At 72.0% G+C, this 21,458-nt stretch carries 21 protein-coding genes; 13 read left to right on the top strand and 8 right to left on the bottom strand.

The genetic code is table 11. The annotated features are described in order from the left end of the window. Positions 1–291: 291 nt before the first annotated feature. On the bottom strand, positions 292–732 hold the full coding sequence (locus tag ACIGXJ_RS07900; protein WP_399642456.1) for a hypothetical protein: 441 nt from the start codon (positions 730–732) through the stop codon (positions 292–294). Positions 733–1,077: 345 nt separating this feature from the next. On the opposite strand from ACIGXJ_RS07900, the gene ACIGXJ_RS07895 reads away from it, so the two are divergent. The 9 genes from ACIGXJ_RS07895 (at position 1,078) to ACIGXJ_RS07855 (ending at position 8,502) form a co-directional block, all read left to right on the top strand. Beyond that, on the top strand, positions 1,078–1,398 hold the full coding sequence (locus tag ACIGXJ_RS07895) for an ArsR/SmtB family transcription factor (RefSeq protein ID WP_399642454.1): 321 nt from the start codon (positions 1,078–1,080) through the stop codon (positions 1,396–1,398). Continuing rightward, positions 1,395–1,805, top strand: a complete 411-nt coding sequence (locus tag ACIGXJ_RS07890) for an SRPBCC domain-containing protein (RefSeq protein ID WP_399642453.1) — start codon at positions 1,395–1,397, stop codon at positions 1,803–1,805. Before ACIGXJ_RS07895 ends, ACIGXJ_RS07890 begins: the two co-directional genes overlap by 4 nt. Positions 1,806–1,839: 34 nt before the next feature. Continuing rightward, complete coding sequence (locus tag ACIGXJ_RS07885) at positions 1,840–2,580, top strand: VOC family protein (protein WP_399642452.1); 741 nt, start codon at positions 1,840–1,842, stop codon at positions 2,578–2,580. Between the two features lie 357 nt (positions 2,581–2,937). Next, on the top strand, positions 2,938–4,344 hold the full coding sequence (locus ACIGXJ_RS07880; protein ID WP_399642451.1) for a family 2B encapsulin nanocompartment shell protein: 1,407 nt from the start codon (positions 2,938–2,940) through the stop codon (positions 4,342–4,344). 74 nt (positions 4,345–4,418) lie between these two features. Beyond that, positions 4,419–5,852: a family 2 encapsulin nanocompartment cargo protein terpene cyclase gene (locus tag ACIGXJ_RS07875; protein WP_399642450.1), complete on the top strand. Its 1,434-nt coding sequence runs from the start codon at positions 4,419–4,421 to the stop codon at positions 5,850–5,852. A 15-nt stretch (positions 5,853–5,867) separates the two neighbouring features. After that, a complete protein-coding gene (locus ACIGXJ_RS07870) occupies positions 5,868–6,743 on the top strand; it encodes a geranyl diphosphate 2-C-methyltransferase (RefSeq protein ID WP_399642449.1) in 876 nt (291 codons plus the stop codon). A gap of 474 nt (positions 6,744–7,217) precedes the next feature. Next, a complete protein-coding gene (locus ACIGXJ_RS07865) occupies positions 7,218–7,664 on the top strand; it encodes an SRPBCC domain-containing protein (RefSeq protein WP_399642447.1) in 447 nt (148 codons plus the stop codon). Next, positions 7,661–8,026 (top strand): ArsR/SmtB family transcription factor, encoded by a 366-nt coding sequence (locus tag ACIGXJ_RS07860; protein ID WP_399642446.1) that lies wholly within the window; start codon positions 7,661–7,663, stop codon positions 8,024–8,026. The genes ACIGXJ_RS07865 and ACIGXJ_RS07860 overlap by 4 nt, the downstream gene beginning before the upstream one ends. An 11-nt stretch (positions 8,027–8,037) precedes the next feature. After that, a complete protein-coding gene (locus ACIGXJ_RS07855; protein ID WP_399642445.1) occupies positions 8,038–8,502 on the top strand; it encodes a hypothetical protein in 465 nt (154 codons plus the stop codon). A 439-nt stretch (positions 8,503–8,941) separates the two neighbouring features. On the opposite strand, the gene ACIGXJ_RS07850 is transcribed toward ACIGXJ_RS07855, so the two are convergent. From ACIGXJ_RS07850 to ACIGXJ_RS07840, 3 genes are all read right to left on the bottom strand, one after another. Then, the gene (locus tag ACIGXJ_RS07850; RefSeq protein WP_399642444.1) at positions 8,942–10,087 is read right to left on the bottom strand and encodes an RNA polymerase sigma factor; all 1,146 of its coding nucleotides are present in this window, start codon (positions 10,085–10,087) and stop codon (positions 8,942–8,944) included. A gap of 1 nt (position 10,088) precedes the next feature. Beyond that, a complete protein-coding gene (locus ACIGXJ_RS07845) occupies positions 10,089–10,502 on the bottom strand; it encodes a YciI family protein (RefSeq protein ID WP_399642794.1) in 414 nt (137 codons plus the stop codon). Between the two features lie 207 nt (positions 10,503–10,709). Next, the gene (locus ACIGXJ_RS07840; protein WP_399642443.1) at positions 10,710–11,321 is read right to left on the bottom strand and encodes a hypothetical protein; all 612 of its coding nucleotides are present in this window, start codon (positions 11,319–11,321) and stop codon (positions 10,710–10,712) included. A 413-nt stretch (positions 11,322–11,734) separates the two neighbouring features. Here ACIGXJ_RS07840 and ACIGXJ_RS07835 point away from each other — a divergent pair, with 413 nt between their 5' ends. Further along, positions 11,735–12,592 (top strand): GerMN domain-containing protein, encoded by an 858-nt coding sequence (locus ACIGXJ_RS07835; RefSeq protein WP_399642442.1) that lies wholly within the window; start codon positions 11,735–11,737, stop codon positions 12,590–12,592. A gap of 75 nt (positions 12,593–12,667) precedes the next feature. Here the strand turns inward: ACIGXJ_RS07835 and ACIGXJ_RS07830 are convergent, their stop codons facing one another. Further along, on the bottom strand, positions 12,668–13,273 hold the full coding sequence (locus ACIGXJ_RS07830; protein ID WP_399642441.1) for a hypothetical protein: 606 nt from the start codon (positions 13,271–13,273) through the stop codon (positions 12,668–12,670). Positions 13,274–14,165: 892 nt separating this feature from the next. After that, complete coding sequence (locus ACIGXJ_RS07825) at positions 14,166–14,549, bottom strand: VOC family protein (protein WP_399642440.1); 384 nt, start codon at positions 14,547–14,549, stop codon at positions 14,166–14,168. A gap of 130 nt (positions 14,550–14,679) precedes the next feature. On the opposite strand from ACIGXJ_RS07825, the gene ACIGXJ_RS07820 reads away from it, so the two are divergent. Together ACIGXJ_RS07820 and ACIGXJ_RS07815 are read left to right on the top strand one after the other, a co-directional pair. Further along, a complete protein-coding gene (locus ACIGXJ_RS07820; RefSeq protein ID WP_399642439.1) occupies positions 14,680–15,327 on the top strand; it encodes a TetR/AcrR family transcriptional regulator in 648 nt (215 codons plus the stop codon). Between the two features lie 170 nt (positions 15,328–15,497). Next, the gene (locus ACIGXJ_RS07815) at positions 15,498–17,540 is read left to right on the top strand and encodes a HelD family protein (protein WP_399642793.1); all 2,043 of its coding nucleotides are present in this window, start codon (positions 15,498–15,500) and stop codon (positions 17,538–17,540) included. A gap of 188 nt (positions 17,541–17,728) precedes the next feature. Here the strand turns inward: ACIGXJ_RS07815 and ACIGXJ_RS07810 are convergent, their stop codons facing one another. Continuing rightward, positions 17,729–18,622 carry an endonuclease/exonuclease/phosphatase family protein gene (locus tag ACIGXJ_RS07810; protein WP_399642437.1) on the bottom strand — a complete coding sequence of 298 codons (894 nt, stop codon included), beginning with the start codon at positions 18,620–18,622 and terminating at the stop codon, positions 17,729–17,731. Between the two features lie 194 nt (positions 18,623–18,816). On the opposite strand from ACIGXJ_RS07810, the gene ACIGXJ_RS07805 reads away from it, so the two are divergent. Next, positions 18,817–19,359 (top strand): GNAT family N-acetyltransferase, encoded by a 543-nt coding sequence (locus tag ACIGXJ_RS07805; protein WP_399642436.1) that lies wholly within the window; start codon positions 18,817–18,819, stop codon positions 19,357–19,359. Between the two features lie 7 nt (positions 19,360–19,366). On the opposite strand, the gene ACIGXJ_RS07800 is transcribed toward ACIGXJ_RS07805, so the two are convergent. After that, a complete protein-coding gene (locus tag ACIGXJ_RS07800) occupies positions 19,367–21,382 on the bottom strand; it encodes a DUF1996 domain-containing protein (protein WP_399642792.1) in 2,016 nt (671 codons plus the stop codon). Positions 21,383–21,458 lie beyond the last annotated feature (76 nt).

Below are 21,458 nucleotides of genomic sequence, written 5' to 3'. Positions count from 1 at the left end.
GACACGCCGCGTCACAGGAGCGGGCGCGAGAAGACACGCGGCAGCGACGTGCCGGGAGATGGTGACGGGAGACCCGAAATGTGCCGAGGACGGCGGCACATCAGAAAAGGCGTGCTCAGACGCCGTGCGCGATCCGGCCCGGCACCCACACCGTGCGGCGGGCGAGGCGACCGAGGTCAGAGCTGGTGTACATCTGCCGGTCGCCTCCTTTCGATGGCCATGGATCGTCTAGGGCAAAGTAGTGGCTGGTGTCACAGCGGTCAAGAGGTCGCCCACGGAGCGGCTTCTCCGTCAGCTCCAGAGGACGGGGCCCGCCGACAGGACGACGACGTAGGACACGATGTACAGCTGGTAGGTGACGCGGTCGGGGTCGCGGTGGCGCAGGACCAGGGCGCGGACGGCGGGCACCCTGCCGGCGGTGGCGAGTGCGGCGTCGCACAGGGCGATCCTCGCCGGGTCCGCGCCGGTGGGAGCGAACAGCAGGATGTGTGCGACGACGGGGATCGCCGTCAGCAGGGCGGCGAACCAGAGGCGGACGGGCCAGGCGCCGAGGACGAGCGCGGCGGTCCTGCGGCCGACCGCGCGGTCGCCCCCCGTGTCGCGCACGTCCTCGAAGACCAGCGCCAGGGAACAGGCGACGACGACGGTCCGGATCCACTGCCGGGCGACCGCGTCGAGGGGGTCGGCCGGCCGCCAGGCCGCGGCGAGTATCGCGACACCACCGGCCACCATGCACGGCGGGGCTTGTCGAGCCGGTCCTCCGCCGCGCCACGCGCCTGGTTGGAGACATCGAAGACGTGGGCGTACAGCAGGAGGAGCACCGCCACCTGCCCCAGGCGCACCAGCGCCTCCGGGCCCGTGAGCCGGTGGTGGACGCAGGCGCCGACGACGAAGAACAGCGGCGGCAGCACACACGCCGCCACGTTGCCGGCGAGCAGCCGCCACGTCACAGCCACCTCGTGCCGCAGGTGCCGGGACTGCCGCGGCGGAGCCGGGGCCGCCACCGGCCCCCATCGACCGCCATGAACGCGTCGGAGATTCTTGACGCGTCGGAAATCTCCGACCCATACTGAAGCCATGCCTACCGACGTGTTCGGCGTGCTCGCCAACCCCGTACGCCGCAAACTGCTCGAAAGCCTGCGCGAAGGGCCTCGCTCCACGGGTGAGCTGGCCGGGCTGTTCGAGCTGGGGAGGCCGGCGGTCTCCGAGCACCTGGCGGTGCTCCGCGCCGCGGGCCTGGTGCGCGAGGAGCCGCGTGGCCGGCACCGCTTCTACCACCTGCAACCGGCTCCCCTGGCCGAGGTGGGCGAGTGGCTGCACCCGTTCGAGCACTACTGGAAGCAGCGCCTGGACGCGCTGTCCGATCTTCTGGACGAGGAACAGGGAAACGAGAGATGACCGACAACGACACGATCACCTGCGAGAAGTTCCTGCCCCACACGCCTGCGGCGGTGTGGAGGGCACTCACCGACCCCGGCCTGCACGCCCGCTGGTGGGCCGCCGGTGACGTCAAGCCGGTCGTCGGGCACCGCTTCACCCTCGACATGGGCAACTTCGGCAGCCAGCCCTGCGAGGTCACCGAGGTCGAGGAGGAGCGCCTGCTGTCCTACCGGTTCGCCGAGGGCACCCTCGACACCTCCATCACCTGGACGCTCCACCCGGAAGGCGCGGGCACCCGTCTGGTCCTCACCCACGCCGGCTTCGACCTCGACTCCCCGATGGGCCGGCAGGCGTACGAGGGAATGGGCGAGGGCTGGCCGCACGTCCTGGAGCGCCTCGACACGGTCCTGGGCGAGAGCGCCTGACCCCCACGCGCGGCGGCTGCATAGGATCGCCCGCATGGCGCTGCGACCCGTCCACGTGAACATCAAGGCTCTTGACGCCGCGGCGGTCGGCCGGTTCTGGGCGCAGGCCCTCGGCTGGACCGCCTACAGCGCCGGCGCGACCACCTACGTCGGCCCCTCCGGCGGCCTCGTCTGGCCGGACCCGGTCGTGCTCGGCGTCGACGTCGTGCCCGTCCCGGAACCGGGGACGGCGACGAAGAACCGTGTACACCTCGACCTCGCCACCACCTCCGCGGCCCATCAGGAGGAACTGGTCGCGCGTCTGGAGGCCCTCGGTGCGGCACCCGTCGACGTGGGCCAGGGCGATGTGCCGTGGACGGTCCTCGCCGACCCGGAGGGCAACGAGTTCTGCGTACTGGAGCCCCGCGAGGTCTACCGGGACACCGGGCCGATCGCCGCCGTGGTGGTCGACTGCGCGGACCCCCGCGCCATGGCCCGGTTCTGGGGCGAGGCGATCGACTGGGCCGCGCACGAGGTGACCGACGACCTGGCCGTCCTCCGTTCCGCCGAGGGCACCGGGCCGTATCTGGAGTTCCTCCGCACGCCCGGCGTGAAGACCGTGCCGGACCGCGTCCACCTCGACCTGCTGCCCCGCCCCGGCGACGACAAGGCGGCGGAGGTGGCCAGGCTGCGCGCCCTCGGTGCCCGTGAGCTCGACCTGGGTCAGGGCGACGTTCCGTGGACCTGTCTGACCGACCCCGAGGGCCACGAGTTCTGCGTCCTGGCTCCCCACTGACCGACGGCCGGATCCGGAGGCGGACAGGCGTGGGCGGTGGCCGGATCCGGAGGCGGACAGGCGTGGGCGGTGGCCGGATCCGGAGGCGGACAGGCGTGGGCGGTGGCCGGATCCGGAACCCACGGATGCCTGTGGCGCAAAAGCACCTATCGACGGGATAAACCGCTTCCACCCGTATGTCACCGCTTCGAGGTAAGCATTCCGCTTCGGCTACGAATGCGCCCCGACCAGCGGCTACTTTCCTGCAGGTGGACGGATCGAGTGATCCTCCGCGTCCGTTGCCGCACCCTCCCTTTCTCGCGGCCGGCGCACCTGTGTACGCCGGCCACCCCGTCGCGCGAGGAGAAGCTCCCCCCGATGACCGTCGACAGCAGCCCGGAAGCCCGGACCGCACAAGCCGTGCCGCAGCAGTCCCTGAGTACCGCCGCCGCCCGCAACCTCGCCACCACCACCAAGTCCGTGCCGCAGATGCAGGAGATCACCTCCCGCTGGCTGCTGCGGATGCTGCCCTGGGTCGAGACCAAGGGCGGCGCCTACCGGGTCAACCGGCGGCTGCGCCACACCGTCGGCGACGGGCGCATCGAGTTCGTGCAGGAGGGCGCCACGGTCCGGGTGATCCCGCGGGAGCTCGGCGAACTCGCCCTGCTGCGCGGCTTCGAGGACACCGGCGTCCTCACCGCCCTCGCGGAACGCTGCACCCAGCGCGACTTCGCGGCGGGCGAGGTCCTCGCGGAGCGCGGCAGCCCGGCGGACCGGATCCACATCATCGCCCACGGCCGCGTCACCCAGACCTCCGAGGGCAGGTACGGCGACGAGATCGGCATCGCGGTGCTCGCGGACGGCGCGCACTTCGGCGAGAACGCCCTGCTGGACGCCGACGCCCGCCACGACTGCACGGTCACCGCAGAGACCGCCGGCGTCCTCCTCACCCTCTCCCGCGCCGACTTCGCCCGCGTCCAGGCCTCCGCGCCCGGCCTCCAGGCCCACATCGAGCGGTTCAGCTCGGCCGCGCACAAGCCGCAGAACAAGCACGGTGAGGCCGCGATCCCGCTGTCCGCAGGTCACTTCGGCGAGGCCGACCTGCCGAGCGCCTTCGTCGACTACGAGCTCAAGCCGCGCGAGTACGAACTCTCCGTCGCACAGACCGTCCTGCGGGTCCACACCCGTGTCGCGGACCTCTACAACGGTCCGATGAACCAGACGGAGGAGCAACTCCGGCTCACCGTCGAGGCGTTGCGCGAGCGCCAGGAGTACGAGCTGATCAACAACCGCGAGTTCGGGCTGTTGCACAACGCCGACTTCAAGCAGCGCATCCAGCCCCGCTCCGGCCCGCCGACCCCGGACGACATGGACGACCTGCTCTGCCGACGGCGTGGCACCAAGCTCTTCCTGGCCCACCCCAGGACCATCGCCGCCATCGGGCGCGGCTTCAGCGCCTGCGGTCTCTACCCCGACAACGTCGACCTCGGCGGACAGACCGTGCCGGCCTGGCGCGGGGTCCCGATCCTGCCCTGCAACAAGATCCCGATCAGCAAGGAGCAGACCAGCTCCATCATCGCCATGCGTACCGGCGAGGAGAACCAGGGCGTCATCGGCCTGCGCCGGACGGGCCTGCCGGACGAGTACGAACCGGGCCTGTCCGTACGGTTCATGGGCATCAACGAGCAGGCGGTCGTCTCCTACCTCGTCAGCACGTACTACTCCGCCGCGGTGCTCCTGCCCGACGCGCTGGGCGTGATGGAGAACGTGCAGATCGCCCGCTGACGGGACGGAAGGCCGAGGTTCGCCTCCTCCCCCACAGCACTGAACGCTCAACCCACCGCAGCAAGGAGCTACGGATGCCCGATGCCGGGCCCCTCGTACCACCCGCCCCACAGCAGCAGTCGACGCCGTCCACCGCCGTGCCGGACGTTCCCAGGCCGGTGGTCCCCGACCGTCCGGCCCCGTCGGCGGTCCCGGACTTCCTGGCCGCACTGCATCCGCCGGTCGCACTCCTGCACCCGCCGCCGCCCTCGACGCCCACCGACGTCTCGGCGCCCGTACCTCCGCAGGTGCCGCCGGCGGCCGCCGCACCGGCACGGGTCCTGCCCGCACCTGCCGTGCCCGACGTACCGGCCGTGCCCGACGTACCTGCCGTGCCCGACGCACCGACCGCGCCCGCCGGCAATGCCTTCCAGCGGGCCCTGGGCGGACCGACCGGGCTGGGCACGGCCTCGCTGTCCCTGGCGCGCAGGCACCCTTCCCTGCCGCCGGAAGCGGAAGTCGCATCCGCGGCACCCCTCGCGCCCGCCGAGGGCCGGGCCGTCCCCGGCCTCTACCACCACCCGATCCCGGAGCCGGACCCCGTGCGCGTCGCGGAGGTGAGCCGCCGGATCAAGCTCTGGGCCGAGGACGAGGTCCAGCTCTACCCCGAGGAGTGGGAGGGCCAGTTCGACGGCTTCTCCGTCGGGCGTTACATGGTCGGCTGCCACCCCGACGCCCCGTCGGTCGACCACCTGATGCTCGCGACCCGGCTGATGGTCGCCGAGAACGCGGTGGACGACTGCTACTGCGAGGACCACGGCGGCTCACCCGTCGGTCTCGGCGGGCGCCTGCTCCTCGCGCACACCGCGCTCGACCACCTCCACACCACCTCGGAGTACGCGCCCGGCTGGGCGGAGTCGCTCGGGTCGGACGCCCCGCGCCGGGCGTACCGCAGCGCGATGGACTACTTCGTCCGCGCGGCCACGCCCTCCCAGGCCGACCGCTTCCGGCACGACATGGCCCGGCTCCACATGGGTTATCTGGCCGAGGCCGCCTGGGCCGAGACCGACTACGTACCGGAGGTGTGGGAGTACCTGGCGATGCGCCAGTTCAACAACTTCCGCCCCTGCCCCACCATCACCGACACCGTCGGCGGCTACGAACTGCCGGCGGACCTGCACGCCCGGCCGGAGATGCAGCGGGTCATCGCCCTCGCCGGGAACGCGACGACCATCGTCAACGACCTGTACTCCTACACCAAGGAACTCGACAGCCCCGGCCGGCACCTGAACCTGCCGGTGGTCATCGCGGAACGCGAGAAGCTCTGCGAGCGCGACGCGTACCTGAAGGCGATCGAGGTCCACAACGAACTCATGCACGCGTTCGAGGCGGCCGCCGCCGACCTCGCCGCGGCGTGGCCCGTGCCTCCCGTGCTGCGCTTCCTCAAGGGCGTGGCCGCCTGGGTGGACGGCAACCACGACTGGCACCGCACCAACACCTTCCGCTACAGCCTGCCCGACTTCTGGTAAAGAACGGAACCATCTGTGACGACTGACATCACCTCCACCGCCTCCGCGAAGATCCCGGCTCCGGCGACGCCCTACCAGGAGGACATCGCCCGCTACTGGAACAACGAGGCGAGGCCGGTGAACCTGCGCCTCGGTGACGTGGACGGGCTCTACCACCACCACTACGGCATCGGCGCCGTCGACCACGCCGCGCTCGGCGACCCCCAGGACAGCGAGTACGAGAAGAAGCTGATCGCCGAGCTGCACCGGCTCGAGTCCGCCCAGGCGGAGGTGCTCCTCGACCACCTCGGCCCCGTCACCGCCGACGACAGGCTCGTCGACGCCGGCTGCGGGCGCGGCGGCTCCATGGTCATGGCACACCGCCGCTTCGGGTGCCGGGTCGACGGCGTGACGCTGTCCGCCGCGCAGGCCGACTTCGGCAACCGGCGCGCGCGGGAGCTGCGGATCGACGACCATGTGCGGTCCCATGTGTGCAACATGCTCGACACGCCCTTCGAGAAGGGCAGTGTCACCGCCTCGTGGAACAACGAGTCGACCATGTACGTCGACCTGCACGACCTGTTCGCCGAGCACTCCCGGTTCCTGAAGGTGGGCGGCCGGTATGTGACGATCACCGGCTGCTGGAACCCGCGTTACGGCCAGCCGTCGAAGTGGGTGTCCCAGATCAACGCCCACTTCGAGTGCAACATCCACTCCCGCCGTGAGTACCTGCGGGCCATGGCCGACAACCGGCTGGTGCCGCAGACGATCGTCGACCTGACCCCCGACACGCTGCCCTACTGGGAGCTGCGGGCCACGTCCTCGCTGGTCACCGGGATCGAGGAGGCGTTCATCGAGTCGTACCGGGACGGTTCCTTCCAGTACGTCCTGATCGCGGCCGACCGCGTCTGAGTCCTGGACTCACCGAGGGCGGGCCGGAGCACGCCTCCGGTCCGCCCGGTGACACCCGGGTCTTCGACCCGTCGAGGACCCGGGTGTCACCGTCGCGGACCGCGGTGGTGCGCAGGGCGGCGAGGTCGGAGCCGCCGCCGGGCTCGGTCATCCCGATCGCCCTGACGATCTCCCCGGAGCAGAAGCCGGGGCCGGGCATGTTCTCGCGCCCGACCAGATGCGCAAGCGGATCGCCGACTGGGGGCGCGGGGGCTGGACCGCCGGTTCGCCGAGGCGTGGAAGGAGTTCCTGCCCGTGGCCGAGGGACGGGTCGACCAGTCGGCCGTACCGCCTCCGACTGCTGGACGATGCCGCTGCGGCCCTGCCCACCGCTCTCCGGACGCCGTCACATGTTACGCAACCCTCGGGTTGCACGTCGCTTCCCGATGTGCAACTCTGAGGTTGCACCTGATGGCGACAACCGAGGAGTCCCTCATGAGCGAGGACCGCATCGAGCGCGAGACCCTGATCGCGGCACCCCTGGAGCGGGTCTGGACGCTGGTGGCCCAGCCCGGGTTCTGGGTGGCCGACAAGGCGAGCCTGCCGGGCACGGTGGCCAGGGAGGGCGAGACGATGGTGGCGAAGAACCCCGAGCACGGGGACTTCCCGGTACGCGTGGAGAAGGTCGACCCGCCGGCCTACCTTGCCTACCGCTGGACCAGCGCCTTCCCCGGTGAGGAACTGCGCGAGGACAACTCCACCCTGGTCGAGTTCACGCTGACCCGGGAGGGCGACGGGACGCGGCTGCGTGTCGTGGAGAGCGGGTTCGCCGCGCTGGCCGGTTCGCAGGAGCTGCGCAGCCAGAACCTCAAGGACCACAGCGCGGGCTGGCCGCTGGAGCTCGACGCGCTCAAGTCGCGCGCCGAACAGCCCTCCGCATGACGGAGGAACGTTCCGGCGCCGAGTCCGTCGACGGCGTCCTCGGCGCCCTGGCCGACCCCACGCGGCGCCGGCTGCTCGACCTGCTCGCCGCGCACGGCGAGGCCACCGCCACGACACTCGCGGGCCGACTCCCCGTCTCACGGCAGGCGGTGGTCAAGCACCTCGCCGTCCTGGACGCCGCCGGACTGGTCGCCGCGAGCCGGGCCGGACGCGAGGTGCGCTATGTGGTGCGCCCCGCCGCGCTGGACGCGACGGCTCGCTGGATGGCCTCACTCGCGTCCGAGTGGGACCGCAGGCTGGCCCGCATCAAGCGGATCGCCGAGGCGGCGGAGCAGGACCAGGATCCGACCGACCCGGCTTGAGAGAGGCACCCATGGACACCACGGCACTCCGCGACGCCTACGACACGCTCCTCGACGCGGCGGCCCTCCCCGGCCTCGGCGAGCCGGACGACGGCGGCTGGAACGCCGACCTGATCCTGGCGCATCTCCTCAGCGTCGACGCCTCGACCGCGGCGGTGGCCCTGAGCGTGGTCGCCGGCGCGCGGCCCGCCTTCGACAACCGGATCTGCCTCGACACCTGGAACCTGCGCCGGATCGTCGCCGAGCACTCGGGGCGAGCGGACCTGATCGCACACGTCCGCGCCCAGGCCGGCCTCCTGTGCGACATCGCGGACCGGCTCGGCGAGGAGGCCGCCTCGGTCCTGGTGCCGTCGCTGCTGCTGTCCGATGACACGCTCCTGCTGGACGGGCCGGTCCCGCTGGCGGCTCTGATCGACGGCCTCGCCGACCACCATGTGCCGCAGCACACGCGTCAACTCCTGGCCCTCCGGGGCTGACGGGTGGACCCGGTGTCACCTCGCGTGCGGCCGCACCCCCGTTCCGCTCTGAGGTGCCGCACGCACGGCGGCCGGGGCGCCCACGGGGGCGTCCCGGCCGTCGTCGGTGCGTGGCGCGGTGTGACGGTCAGTCCGTCACGCGGGGTTGACCACGCTGATGGTCAGGTCGTCCCCGGTGCCGTCGGTGACGGTGACCTTCACACCGTGGTCATGGTCCACGTCTCCATCACCGGGCCACTGGGCGCGGCCTCACCGGAGGGAGGCGGTCGGGGCGCGTACGTCACGCGCGTCTGCCGGAGCACCCCTCGGACAGGGCACGGCGCGATCACGCGCCCGAAGGACGAGCCGGGCCGTCGGGACGCGGCCACTGCGGGCCGATCCGACGGGCCCCGGCGGTGCCGAGCCGTCCAGGACAGGGTTCGTCACGCGGATGAGCCGATCAATCACGCCGTCGGGCGTTGAGGCGGGCCGCCCGGCGGGTCAGGTAGTCGCGTTCGGCGAGGCTGGGGGCCCTGCGGGCCGCCTCGGCGTACAGGTGGGCCGCCGTCGCCAGGTCACCGTCGCGCTCGTGGAGGTACGCGGCGACGGCGGTGTGGCGGGGCAGTGCGTCGTCCAGGCCGGCGAGCGCCGCCAGCCCGGCGCGCGGCCCGTCCGCCTCCGCCACGGCGACCGCGCGGTTGAGGCGGACGACGGGGCTGTCGGTCAGGCGCAGGAGTTCGTCGTACCACTCGACGATCTGCACCCAGTCGGTCTCCTCGGCGGTGGGCGCGTCCGCGTGCAGCGCCGCGATGGCGGCCTGCGCCTGGTACTCGCCGAGCCGGTCGCGGGCGAGGGCCGCCTGGAGGATCCCGACGCCCTCGGCGATCGAGGCGGTGTCCCAGCGGGAGCGGTCCTGCTCGGCGAGCGGCACGAGGCTGCCGTCCGGCGCTGTCCGGGTGGCGCGCCGGGCGTGGTGGAGCAGCATGAGGGCGAGCAGCCCCTGCACCTCGGGGTGGTCGAACCGGGCCGCGAGCTGCCGGGTGAGGCGGACCGCCTCGGCGGCGAGGTCCACGTCGCCGGAGTAGCCCTCGTTGAAGACCAGGTAGAGGACGCGCAGCACGGTGGCGACGTCGCCGGGCCGGTCGAACCGTACGCCGGACACCGTGCGTTTGGCCCGGCTGATGCGCTGGGCCATCGTCGCCTCGGGCACGAGGTAGGCCCGGGCGATCTGGCGCGTGGTCAGGCCGCCCACGGCGCGCAGGGTGAGCGCGACCGCGGACGACGGCGTCAACGACGGGTGAGCGCACAGGAAGTACAGCTGGAGCGTGTCGTCCCTCGCGGGCACGGGCCCCGGCGCGGGCTCCTCGTCGACGAGGTCCTCACGCCGGCGCCGGGCGGCGTCCGCCCTGGTCGCGTCGAGGAACCGGCGCCAGGCCACGGTGACCAGCCAGCCCTTCGGATCCCGGGGCGGATCGTCCGGCCAGACCCGGACCGCCTCGACCAGGGCGTCCTGCACGGCGTCCTCGGCCGCCGCGAAATCGGCTCCGCGGCGGACGAGGACGGCGAGGACGCCGGGCGTGAGGCTCCGCAGCAGGACCTCGTCCATCTCAGTGGCACTCGGTGACGGTGGGGGGCGCGGACAGGAACGGACGCACCTCCAGCCACTCGTGGATCGGCTTGCCTCCCGCGCCGGGCGCGGCCGACAGTTCCCCGGCCAGTTCCACGGCGCGGTCGTAGCTGTCGACGTCGATCACCATCCAGCCGGCGATGAGGTCCTTGGTCTCGGCGAAGGGGCCGTCGGTGACGGGCGGCCGCCCCTCGCCGTCGTACCGGACCCACGCGCCCTCCGGGGCGAGCGCCTGGCCGTCGACGAACTCGCCGGTCTTCTCCAGCCGGTCCGCGAAGTCGCGCATGTACTGCACGTGGGCCGAGATCTCCTCCGGCGTCCACTGGTCCATCGGCACGTCGTTCACCGCGGCCGGGGCGCCCCGGTAGTGCTTCAGCAGCAGATACTTGGCCATCGTGTACTCCTCGGTGCTGATGCGACCCATTCTGGTCGCGCTCACTACGGGGACGGAGCCGGTCCTGGATTCTCGACATGGCCGGACAAGATTTTCTCGGATCTCTTCCGACGGCCTCGTGGAAGCGTCCCCCGGACGGCTCCACCACGCGGCAGGTGGAGGTGTGTGGACCCCGGCCGCCCCGCCCCGCCCCGATGGCCCCGGACCTCAGTGCCCGGCGGGCGGCTCCAGGCAGCCGGTCTCCGGGTAGATGCCGTTGGTCCGCACCTGGTAGTCGGTCTTCTGCAGGAACGCCGTGACGCAGGCGTCGTCGTGCACCCGCAGCGCGACCAGCGCCCCCTCGGGTGTGACGTAGTGGTCGGCCTCGAAGCGCGGGTACATCGCCCGGACGGTGAGCGTCCCGCCGAGGCGCTTGCCGTCCTGGCTGACGCGTTCCTCCTCGTAGCCGAGGTCCAGCAGGGCGGAGCGCACGCTCGCGGGGTCCCACTTCTTCTGCTGCCACAGCCGCTTGATGACCGGGGTCATCCGCTCGGCCTCGCGGTCGGCGTCCGCCTCGTGCGCCGGGGACATGTCGCCCTCGCGGCGGTAGCCGTTGTTCTCGTTGTAGTGCGGGGCGCCGTCGCCGGCTCCCGGCTCCACGTAGGGGGTGGCTCCCGCGGCGCCGGGCGAGGCACTCGCCGGGGGTGTGGCCGGGCCGCCCTCCGTGGCGGTCGTGTCCGAGGCGCGCTGCCGGCCGCAGCCGGTGAGCGCCAGCGCGGCGGTGAGGACGAGGACGGCGGCGGCGAAAGGGCCCCGACGGGCCCGGATCGAGGCGGACATGACGCCACCCTGTCATGCCGCGCGGGGACCGATATCGGCACAGGCGCGGAAGGGACATGAGTACCGGTACTCATGACGGACAGGTCCCGGGGTGGGATCCTGCGTGCGCTCATGACAGACAGGTCCCGGGGCGGGATCCGGCGCGCGCTCCACAACAGACGCGCCCGGACGGGATCCGGCATGCGCTCATGACGGAGTCCCGGGGCGGGATCCGGCGCGCGCTCCACAACAGACGCGCCCCGGGACGGGATCCGGCATGCGCTCAGGGCCGTCGCGACTGTCGCAGACCCATGACCTTCACAGCGCCGTGTCGGTCGCATACTCGTCCCATACGTGCACGCGTCGGGGCCGACCGGCCGACCCTCCCTGGTCCCAGCCGTCGCTGGCGCACTCCCGAAAGGTCGGAGGCTGCCATGAGCGGCACACACCCGGCTCCGCGCCCCCGCGGGCGCGTCCCCGTCGTCCTGGTCTCAGCACTGACTCTGTCGCTGCTGTCCGTCGGCACCGTCCGACCCGCGGAAACCACCACGGCGAGCGGCAGCGGTACGACCGTCCCCCGCCGGGTGACCGCCGTCGTGTACTTCCTGCACGGCGGGTACGTCTCCCCCGCCCCGCGCACCGTCACCGCCCCGGCCACCGCCGCGGGGGCCGTGCGCGCCCTGCTGGCGGGACCCCGCGGCACCGAGGCGCGCCACGGCCGTACGACGGCGATCCCGTCGGGCGCACGACTGCGCTCGCTGGCGGTGCGCGACAAGGTGGCGACCGCCGACCTGTCCGGGCGGTACGACGACGGCGGCGGCACCTTGTCGATACGCGCCCGTCTCGCCCAGGTCGTGTACACGTTGACCCGCTACCCGAGTATCGAGAAGGTGCGTTTCCGCCTCGACGGCAGGCCCGTCACGTCGTTCGGCGGCGAGGGCATCCGCCTCGACCGGCCCGTGGGACGGGCGGACTTCGAGGACGTCACACCGGCCGTCCTGATCGAGTCGCCGCCGATCGGCGGCACCGTACGCACGCCGGTCCGGGTCTGGGGCACCGCGAACACCTTCGAAGCCGAGTTCCGGCTGAGGGTCACCGACGCCACCGGGCGCACGGCCGCCGACGTCCGCGTCATGGCCACGTCCGGCTCGGGCACCCGCGGCACCTTCGACGTGACGTTCCCGTACCGGGCGGCGCGGTCCGGGCCGGGTCTGCTCACCGCGTACTTCTACTCTCCCGAGGACGGGCGGCGGGTCACCGTGGACACCGTGCCGGTGGCCGTGAGGCGCTGAGTCTGGCCGAGGAGCGCGGCGGCCGGGCCGGCCGGTCGCTGCCGCCCCGCCTGCCGCACCTGCGACCGCGTGACGTCATCGGGCGGTCGGCGGCGCGGACCGTGTGGAATCGGCCGGGCCCGGGACCTCGCCCGTCCTGTGGAACCGCCGTACGGCCGCGTGCATACGGGCCCGTTCGTCGCGCGGGTACTCGCGCAGCGGCTTCAGCGACTCCCGCTGCTCCACGACCGTCCGTACGAACGCCCTGACCAGTCCTTCGGCAAGGAGCAGCACGACAGCGGCGGAGACCAGACAGAAGGAGTCCCTGGCCAGGCCGGGGTTCGCGGTGTGGTCGGCGGAACCGGCCCACATCAGGATCCTGATCTGCTGGACGCCCAGGACGACGACCACCACGCTCCACACCACGCCGGCTATGTAGGCCGACAGGTTCGCCTGGGTGAAGGCCAGGAAGCGGACCGTCGACACGCGCGCCGCCCGCAGGTCCTCCGCGTCGGGGGCCACGTCTCGGCGCATGGCGTCCATGACCCTCAGACGCGCCTCTACGGTCCTGCGTACGTCCTCCGTCTGTGAATCGCCCAGCCGGCGCATCAGTGTGTACGTCTGGATCGTGCCGACCGCGAGGACGGTGACGATGAGCGTCGTGACGAGCGAGGCGTAGTCGTCGGTCATCGCCCACTTCATGGGATCCCCCTAGGTCGTGCGGCCCGTGCTCGGGAACCTACTACGGTGACCGGCTCGCCCGGCGGGCCGAGCCGGCCTCCCGGCTCCACCTTCGCGGCCTCGGCCCTCCCGGCCGAGCCGACTGCCCTGTTTCGGACAATCCGGCCGCGTCGGTGCCCTCATGCGCGACAAGGGTCGGTGTATGACGCAGCTTCGACGAACCGTGCGGCTCCGGGCCCCGGGACCGACCGAAAAACATGTGTTCGATACGGGAGGCGGGTCGTTGTACCCGATGACCGGGCCGCGACCGTCAGACAGGGGGCCGACATTGGTGACCACCGAACGCATCCGACACAACCGGCACATCCGAGAGACCGTCGAGGCGTATCTCGCCCACCACCCCGATGAGCGTGGCGCGTTGGCCGAGCTGCTCACCGCCCTGGAGCGGGGCGCGGACGTGACCAGCCGCGCGACGCTGCCCGGCCATGTCTCGTGCAGCGCGGTCGTCGTCGACCGCGACCGGCGGGTGCTGCACCTCCGGCACCGGGCGAAGCTCACCCTGCCGGACGAGGAGGCCTCCGAAGCCCGGTGGCTGCCGTTCACCGAGGTCACCTCCGCGACCCTGCGCACCAAGCTCCTTGACGCGCAGGCTCGACTCTCCAGGTCTTCGAGGGCCGCCACGGGAATCCCGACGGTCTCCAGCTGCGCGAGGGCGTGCTGCTGCGCTGGTTCACCTCCCGGAACCGATCGCCCCCTACACACAAGCGGCCCTCACCGGTATGGCCGAAGGCCGCGCCTACACGGAGATGGGCTGGTGACAGAGGCGCCGACGCGTGCCCCGCAGACACATGCGCTCGCCGCCGTGGGACGCCCCCCTCGTGTGAAGGCAAGCAAACGGCCCTCGGGCCTCGGCTCAGCTCGGAGTGACCCACTCGACGAACTGGACGATCACTCCGTTCGGGTCGGTGACCTGGAACAGGCGCTCGCCCCAGGGCTCTTCGCGCAGGGGCATGGTGATCGGGACGCCGGCCTCGCGCAGCCGTTCCTGGTGCTCAGCCAGGCCGGAGGCCACGGTGAAGGCCAGGATCAGCCCGCGGGCGTGCTGGTCGCGCTGCTCGGGCGGCAGGACCTCGATGCCGCGGGCGAGAAGGACGAGGTCGACCGCGTCGTCGCGGGTGAGGGCGGCGAAGCCGTCGGCGGCCTGCCGGACCTCGTAGCCGAGATGGGTGGTGAGGAAGTCCTGGGAAGCGGTGACGTCGTCGACGGTGAGCGAGACGGTGGAGGCGGTGAACTGCATGAGGCTCCTTGATGCGGCGGGGAGGCGTCAGTGGATGAGGCGACTGGGTCAAACTTGCTACAGACGTAAACTTAGATCGGACCCCTCAAGGGTGTCAACATAAAAGTAGTATCGGTGTAAGATTGCGCTCATGGCCATTGAGACACCCACGCCTCCAGCCGGACTGCGCGAGGCGAAGAAGCAGGAGACCCGGCAGCTCATCTCCGACCACGCGACCCGGCTGTTCATCGCCCAGGGCTTCGAGCGGACGACCATCGCCGAGATCGCCACCGCGGCCCGCGTCGCCAAGAAGACCGTCACCAACTACTTCCCGCGCAAGGAGGAGCTGGCCCTGGACCACCAGGAGGAGTTCGCCGCCTCCCTGGCCCACACCGTCACCACCCGGCAGGCGGGGGAATCGGCGCTGACCGCACTGCGCCGGGCGTTCACCCACGCCGTCTCCACCCAGGACCCGGTCGCCGGGTTCTCGGGGCGGGAGTTCGCCACGATGGTCGCCGACAGCCCCACGCTGAGCACGTGCCTGCGCGGTCTGCACGACCAGCGCGAGCTCCGGCTCGCCGAGGCGCTCGCCGAGGCCACCGGCACCTCCGCCGACGACATCACCGTCCGGACCGCCGCGGGACTACTGAGCGCCGTGCACCGGGTGCTCTTCCAGCGCATCCAGGAGCTCACCCTCGACGGACAGCCCGACGACCGCATCGCCGAGACCGTGGCCGGCGAAGCGGACCGGGCCTTCGACATGCTCGAACCCGCCCTGTCCGACTACGCCACGGCCTGACCCCGGGCCTCATCACCCACAGCCGTGACGCAAAGGAGGACACAGTCGGCCCAGTTCGGTCAACGTTTACTTTTCCGGAATCCGTCTGCATAGTGACGCCTCGAAATAGTGGCGGCTCAAGCCGAGAGGGCTTCTTCTTGTCTCAGATCAACGATGTTGCCGCGCGCGAGATGGAGCTTGAGCGGGCTCAGGTCTCCGTCATAGGCGAGCTGTTCGACGAACGGCTGGCCGAGGCGCGCGAGCAGCTGGCGTGTGTGCTCGCGTCGCCGGCCGACGGCGCGAGTGAAACGTACGAGAGGGAAGTGGCGGCGGGACGGCTGACGCGGGAGGTCCGCAAGCTGGAGGGCGCGGAGGAGGGACTGGTCTTCGGCCGGATCGACCTGGCGGACGGCACCGTCCTGCGGATCGGACGGCTGGGACTGCAGCGGGACTCCGACGACCTGCCCGTGCTGGTGGACTGGCGGGCCGAGGCCGCACGGCCCTTCTACGAGGCCACGCCCGTGCATCCCATGGGGCTGCGGCGCCGCCGCCATCTTCGGCTGACCGGCCGCAGGGTGGTGGGGCTCAGCGACGAACTGCTCGACGGCTCCGAACCCACCGGACAGGACGTGCTCGGCGACGGGCCGCTGACGGCCGCACTCCAGGAACGGCGCACCGGACGGATGGGCGCGGCGGTCGCGACCCTCCAGACCGAGCAGGACGCGATCGTACGGTCGCCGCACCGCGGTGTGACGGTGGTGCAGGGCGGCCCGGGCACCGGAAAGACAGTCGTGGCACTGCACCGTGCCGCCTATGTGCTGTACGCGTTCCCCAAGGCGGCCGAGCGCGGTGTGCTCGTCCTGGGGCCGAACGCGCGCTTCCTGGACTACATCTGCCAGGTCTTGCCGTCGCTCGGGGAGAACGACGTCGTCCTGGCGACGTGCCAGGAACTGGCGGGCGTCGCACCGGACGCCACAGACCCCTTCGAGGTGGCGCGCCTCAAGGGCGGTGCCCGACTGGCCGACGCCCTGGCCGCGGTGGTCCGCTCGTGCCAGGCCCCGGGCGGCGACTTCGAGGTCCGGGTCGGGCAGGAGTGGATCCGCCTGCCGGACAGCGAAGTCGCCCAGGCCCGGGAGTCGGCCCGGACCGGCGGTCCGGCGCACAACCGGGCCCGCCGGCTGTTCAAGGAGCTGCTGGTCGACGCCCTCGTCCGGGAACTCGTCCGCAGCGGTGCCGAGACACTCGAACGCATCGACGCCGAGGTCGCGCAGTTGACCGGTCTCGACCTGGACCGGGCCGCGGCGGCGGACCTGCGCCGCCTCGGGGTGGACGGTGTGCCCGCCACGGGGGCCGACGAGTTCGACGCCGACGCCGTGCGCGCCGAACTCCTCGACGACGCCCTGCTGGACCGGGCCGTCGAGGACCTGTGGCCGCGGCTCACGCCGGGCGACGTGGTCGACGCCCTGCTGACGGACGACGACGAACTGGCGACCCGTCTGCCGGAGTTCACCGACGATCAGCGGGCCCTGCTGAGGCGGGCGCCCGGTGCGCCCTGGACGGACGCCGACGTGCCGCTTCTCGACGAGGCGGCGAGCCTGGTCGACGGCCCGCCCGAGCAGACCTTCGGGCACGTCGTCGTCGACGAGGCGCAGGAACTCACCGCGATGCAGTGGCGGATGGTCGTACGCCGTTGTCCGGGCCGGTCGATGACGCTGGTCGGTGACTTCGCCCAGGCAGGACCCGCGACGACGGCCCGCGACTGGACGGAGGCCCTCGGCCCGCACCTCGGCCCGCGCTTCGACCTGCGGACCCTGACCGTCAGCTACCGCACCACCCAGGAGATCCTCGCCACCACGGAGGACCTGCTCGCCCGGATCGCCCCGAACCGGCCGCCGATCCGCTCGATCCGGCACGGCGAGGCGCCCCGGGCCCTGGCCGCGACCCCCGAGACGCTCATCGCCACCCTCCTCACGGAGCTCCGGGCGCAAAGCGACGCCCACCCGGGCGAGTTGCTCGGCGTGATCTGCGCCGACGACACGACGGAGCAGCTCGCGGCCGCGGGGATCGAGCGGCACGCCCGCCTGGTACCCGCGTCGCAGGCACGCGGCCTCGAGTTCGACGCCGCGGTCGTGGTCGACCCGGCCGGAATCACGACCGCCCGTCCCGGCGGCGAGCGAGATCTGTACGTCGCCCTCACCCGCGCCACCAAACGACTGACCACCATCGACGTCTGAGGCGCGCGGGTTCCCTCAGGGCGGGCTCAGCCCCGGCTGGGCCCGCCTGCTCGACCCGCCCCGACCGCAGGCGGGCCGCAGGCATCCGGCGGGTATGCGGCCTGGCATGGTCCAGTCGGCTCGGGCTGAGCGCGAGCGCCGCCGCCGGTCCGGCGGACGCGAGGGCCGGCGAAGAGTTCCGGGCCGGGTCAGTCCTGACGGGGGCGGGCGTTGTCCAGCTCCACGTCGGCGTAGAGCATGTGATGGTCGGAGTGCTCGGAGGGTTGCACCCGGTGTCCGAGCGAGGTGATGCCGCCGCGCAGGAAGACGTAGTCGAACTTGGTGTACCAGTCGGTGGTCGGCTTGCAGGCGCCGGCGTCCGAGGGACGGCAACCGGAGTCCGTGTCGATGGCCAGGGACCACATGCGGGAGAGCTCGCCGGCGGTCGGCACGGCGTTGAAGTCGCCGATGACGACGGCGCGGTCGTGCTCGGCGACCTCCTCGGCGAGCACGCCGACCTGCTCGGCCCGGACGGCTTCCTGGTCCCGCTGGGCGAGATGCGTGTTGAACACCCGGACGGACCGGCCGTCCACCGTGGTGGTGACCGCCAGGTATCCGCGGTCCTCGGAGCCGCCGTCGGGATACTCCACGTTGACGCGGTCCCTCATCGGCGCAGCCGACAGGATCGCCTGACCGTAGCCTCCCGGACTCCACGGCGCTCCCCCGCAGCGGCCCCAGTTCCGCAGTACGGAGCCGTACTCCACGTGGTAGACCAGGCCGTGGATGTTCCGCAGATACTCCCGGATCCTGTCGACGTCCCGCACACACGCTTCCTGCAGGCCGATGACCTGGGGCGCGAACCTGGCGATCTCCGCCGCCCGGGCGACGTCGCTCTCGTCGCAGGGGTTGCAGATGTTCCACGTCATGACGCGGTTAGGTACGACGTCCCTGACGGCCTCGGCGGGCTGGCGCCCGCCGAAGAGGGGGCCGCCCGGCGCGCTGGGGCCGACGAGCACGACGCAAGCCACGATCGCGGCGCCTGCGAGCAACCGCGTGCTCCTTCCGAGCACCCCTGCCTCCTCGATACGGAGATGCGCATGCATCCGACGTCTCTTCTCACGAGGCTATGGCACGGCGCACCGGCACACATGCCTGCGGCCCCACAGCGGGCCCACTACTTGAACTCGGCCCGACCCATGGCTACGAAAACAGGGCGCAGGCGGTCGTTCGATCATGGTGACAGGCATCCGTAGTTAATCGTTTGCCGCAGGTCAAGGCCGTGGGATAGGAAACGCCCATGCTGAAGGGCGACAAGGTCGGGCTGAGGGCTCGGCACGAGGACGACATACCGGTCCTGGAGGCCGGACTCCACGCCGACGTGGTCAACGCCGCGCGGGCGACCGGCCGGCCGTGGCGGCCGATCACGCCCGGCTCGAAGAGTTCGCCCTTCGTGGTGGACGAGAGCGACCCGACTCACGCCGCGTTCTCCGTGGTGGAGCCGGCCGGCGGCACGCTGGTCGGCGTCGCCAACCTGTGGGGCATCGACGACCACAACCGGTCCGCCCACGTCGGGCTCGGCCTGCTGCCGTCGTCGCGCGGCAAGGGCTACGGCACCGACGTGGTCGCGGTGCTGTGCCACTACGGTTTCGTGGTGCGCGGCCTGCGGCGGCTGCAGGTCGAGACCCTCGCGGACAACCACGCGATGCTGCGCTCCGCCGAGCGCAACGGCTTCGTCCGCGAGGGCGTACTGCGCTCCTCTGCCTGGGTGATGGGCGAGTTCCTCGACGAGGTGCTGCTCGGGCTCCTCGTCGAGGACTGGAAGCGGGACTCGAAGGGCTAGACCCCGGTCACTTGCCCCGTCGGCCTGTCGAAGCCCGCTGTCGCCTCAGGCCCGTGCGGGTCAGCAGCAAACCTCCCGCGACCAGGAGGGCCGAGCCGGCCGCGGTCGGCCACAGGCTCGTGCCGGTCTGCGCCAGGCCGCCTCGGTCGCCCTGCGGGGCGGACGCCTGCTGAGCGGCCGGTGCACCGGCATCGGCGCCGGTGCCGGCGTCCGCTGCCTCGGTTGCGGTGGCCGGGGCGGCGGCCGACTGAACCGGGGCGGGCGTACCGGCCGACTTCGGCTCGACGGAAGGCGACGCGCTCGCCTGAGGAGCTCCGGCGACGGGGGTCTCGGACGGCTCGGCGCCGCCGTCAGCGGAGCCGTCGGCGCCGTCGTCAGCACCGTCGCCGGGCTGGGCCGCCGGCCCACCGTCGCCCGGGGTGGCCTCGCCGGACGGAGCCGGCGGCGCTGTCGGCTGTGCCGTGTCGCCGCCGTTCTCGCCCTCCTGCGGGGCTTCCGGCGTGGCCGTCGGGTTCTCGCCTGCCGGGTTCTCGCCTCCCGGTTCCTCCCCAGTGTCCTCCCCAGTGTCCTCCCCCGTGTCCGCTCCCGCGCCGCAGCTGCGGCCGGAGTTGATGCAGTCGACCATTTCCGCCATCAGGTCCTCGTCGAAGACGTTGATGAAGTCGCCGTGGTCGGTCACCGGCTTGTGGAGCTGTTCGGGGAAGGAGTCGACCGCGAACAGCGGCGTCGTACGGCCGCCGTCGTCGAGGCTCGGCGCGTCGACGTCGTAGACGATGCGCTGCACGAGCTGCGGGATCGCCTGGAAGCCGTTCTGGCAGCGGCCCTCGCCGTCCGCGAACGCCACATGGGTGCGGTGGTTGGCGCTGTCGATGTTGCGGCCGTCCCAGCAGCTCTGGAACTTGAAGGTGCGCACCACGTCACTGCCGGGCGGGCAGAGAGGGTACTTGTCCTTCAGCTGCCGGTCCTCGAAGCCGGTGCAGCTCCAGGACGCGTTGGCGTTGCCGGGGCCGTTGACGAAGGCCTTGGCGTCACCCGTGATGATGCGCAGCAGCCGGGGCATCGCGGTGACCTCGCTCACCGGGCTGCCGACGAAGGTCAGCGTGACCTCCTTCGGCGTGACGATCTCACCGGCGTTGCCCTCGATGCCGCCGCCGGGCGCCTGGGCGTCCTGCTCCTGCGCACCGTTGCGCAGCCGCAGCACGGGCCAGTAGTAGGAGGACCGGTCGCCCTGGTCGACGCAGCTGGTTGCGGCCGCGGCGAGGTCCTCGTCGCTCGCGAAGGCGTCGTTGGACTGGTTGCCGACGTAGTCGTGGAAGTGGTGGGCGCCGTTGGTGACGCCGGGCGCCACGATGACGTTGTCCGAGTTGAACAGGCCGCCCTCGTTGACACCGCAGCTCGTCGTGAACGTCCCGCGGGAGGCGTCGGCCGTCGCGGGCGCCCCGGCGGCGGCCGGCTGTACGGCGGTGATGTCGGCGTAGTCCTCGGGAGCCGGACCGTTGTCCACGGCGCCGCCCTGCCCGTCCTGGCCCTCTTGGCCCTCTTGGCCGTCCTGGCCGCCGTTCTGCGTCTGCTGCCCGTCCTCCTGTGTCTGTCCCCCGGCCTGTTCCTGTCCCTCCCCCGCCTCCGCCTGCCGTACGGTGCACGCGGCCAGGGACTCCAAACTCTCGGCCCGATCGCCCTCGGCGCCGGCAGTGGCGATGGCGGCGACGATGCGTTCGATCGTCGCCGCCCGCTCCTCGCTGAGCGGCTTCAGGATCGCGTCCTCGGGCGAGCCCGACTGCTCGTCGCCCGCCCGCAGTTGTCCGTAGGCGTCGGCGATCTGCTGGTCCAGCAGCGCGAGTTCCTTGTCGACGTCGGCCCTGGCCGCGTCCGGCACCGAGACGAGGCGTTCGCCCACGTCGGGGCACTCGACGGTGACGGCGTCGGACCAGGCGCTCGCCGGTTCACCGGTGGCGGCGGGGGCGCCGTCGTCGGTGGCCGAGGCGTACACGTTCACCGCCACGAGGCCTCCCCCGCCCAGCATCAGAGCGACCGCTGCGAAGGTCGCGCGTCTTGCTCCGGTCGGGCGTCTGCGTGTGCTGCGTCTCACTGTGCCTGCT

The organism is Streptomyces sp. NPDC053367, assembly GCF_044545925.1.
GTDB lineage: Bacteria > Actinomycetota > Actinomycetes > Streptomycetales > Streptomycetaceae > Streptomyces.
The sequence above is the reverse complement of the archived record's forward strand: the minus strand, read 5'-3'. Positions and strand labels throughout refer to the sequence as shown.

Excerpts from the sequence above, each read along its gene's own strand:
- ACIGXJ_RS07900 (WP_399642456.1), bottom strand. The coding sequence starts at position 732 with ATGGTGGCCGGTGGTGTCGCGATACTCGCCGCGGCCTGGCGGCCGGCC.
- ACIGXJ_RS07895 (WP_399642454.1), top strand. The coding sequence starts at position 1,078 with ATGCCTACCGACGTGTTCGGCGTGCTCGCCAACCCCGTACGCCGCAAA.
- ACIGXJ_RS07890 (WP_399642453.1), top strand. The coding sequence starts at position 1,395 with ATGACCGACAACGACACGATCACCTGCGAGAAGTTCCTGCCCCACACG.
- ACIGXJ_RS07885 (WP_399642452.1), top strand. The coding sequence starts at position 1,840 with ATGGCGCTGCGACCCGTCCACGTGAACATCAAGGCTCTTGACGCCGCG.
- ACIGXJ_RS07880 (WP_399642451.1), top strand. The coding sequence starts at position 2,938 with ATGACCGTCGACAGCAGCCCGGAAGCCCGGACCGCACAAGCCGTGCCG.
- ACIGXJ_RS07875 (WP_399642450.1), top strand. The coding sequence starts at position 4,419 with ATGCCCGATGCCGGGCCCCTCGTACCACCCGCCCCACAGCAGCAGTCG.
- ACIGXJ_RS07865 (WP_399642447.1), top strand. The coding sequence starts at position 7,218 with ATGAGCGAGGACCGCATCGAGCGCGAGACCCTGATCGCGGCACCCCTG.
- ACIGXJ_RS07860 (WP_399642446.1), top strand. The coding sequence starts at position 7,661 with ATGACGGAGGAACGTTCCGGCGCCGAGTCCGTCGACGGCGTCCTCGGC.
- ACIGXJ_RS07855 (WP_399642445.1), top strand. The coding sequence starts at position 8,038 with ATGGACACCACGGCACTCCGCGACGCCTACGACACGCTCCTCGACGCG.
- ACIGXJ_RS07850 (WP_399642444.1), bottom strand. The coding sequence starts at position 10,087 with ATGGACGAGGTCCTGCTGCGGAGCCTCACGCCCGGCGTCCTCGCCGTC.
- ACIGXJ_RS07845 (WP_399642794.1), bottom strand. The coding sequence starts at position 10,502 with ATGGCCAAGTATCTGCTGCTGAAGCACTACCGGGGCGCCCCGGCCGCG.
- ACIGXJ_RS07840 (WP_399642443.1), bottom strand. The coding sequence starts at position 11,321 with ATGTCCGCCTCGATCCGGGCCCGTCGGGGCCCTTTCGCCGCCGCCGTC.
- ACIGXJ_RS07835 (WP_399642442.1), top strand. The coding sequence starts at position 11,735 with ATGAGCGGCACACACCCGGCTCCGCGCCCCCGCGGGCGCGTCCCCGTC.
- ACIGXJ_RS07830 (WP_399642441.1), bottom strand. The coding sequence starts at position 13,273 with ATGAAGTGGGCGATGACCGACGACTACGCCTCGCTCGTCACGACGCTC.
- ACIGXJ_RS07825 (WP_399642440.1), bottom strand. The coding sequence starts at position 14,549 with ATGCAGTTCACCGCCTCCACCGTCTCGCTCACCGTCGACGACGTCACC.
- ACIGXJ_RS07820 (WP_399642439.1), top strand. The coding sequence starts at position 14,680 with ATGGCCATTGAGACACCCACGCCTCCAGCCGGACTGCGCGAGGCGAAG.
- ACIGXJ_RS07815 (WP_399642793.1), top strand. The coding sequence starts at position 15,498 with ATGGAGCTTGAGCGGGCTCAGGTCTCCGTCATAGGCGAGCTGTTCGAC.
- ACIGXJ_RS07810 (WP_399642437.1), bottom strand. The coding sequence starts at position 18,622 with ATGCATGCGCATCTCCGTATCGAGGAGGCAGGGGTGCTCGGAAGGAGC.
- ACIGXJ_RS07805 (WP_399642436.1), top strand. The coding sequence starts at position 18,817 with ATGCTGAAGGGCGACAAGGTCGGGCTGAGGGCTCGGCACGAGGACGAC.
- ACIGXJ_RS07800 (WP_399642792.1), bottom strand. The coding sequence starts at position 21,382 with ATGCTGGGCGGGGGAGGCCTCGTGGCGGTGAACGTGTACGCCTCGGCC.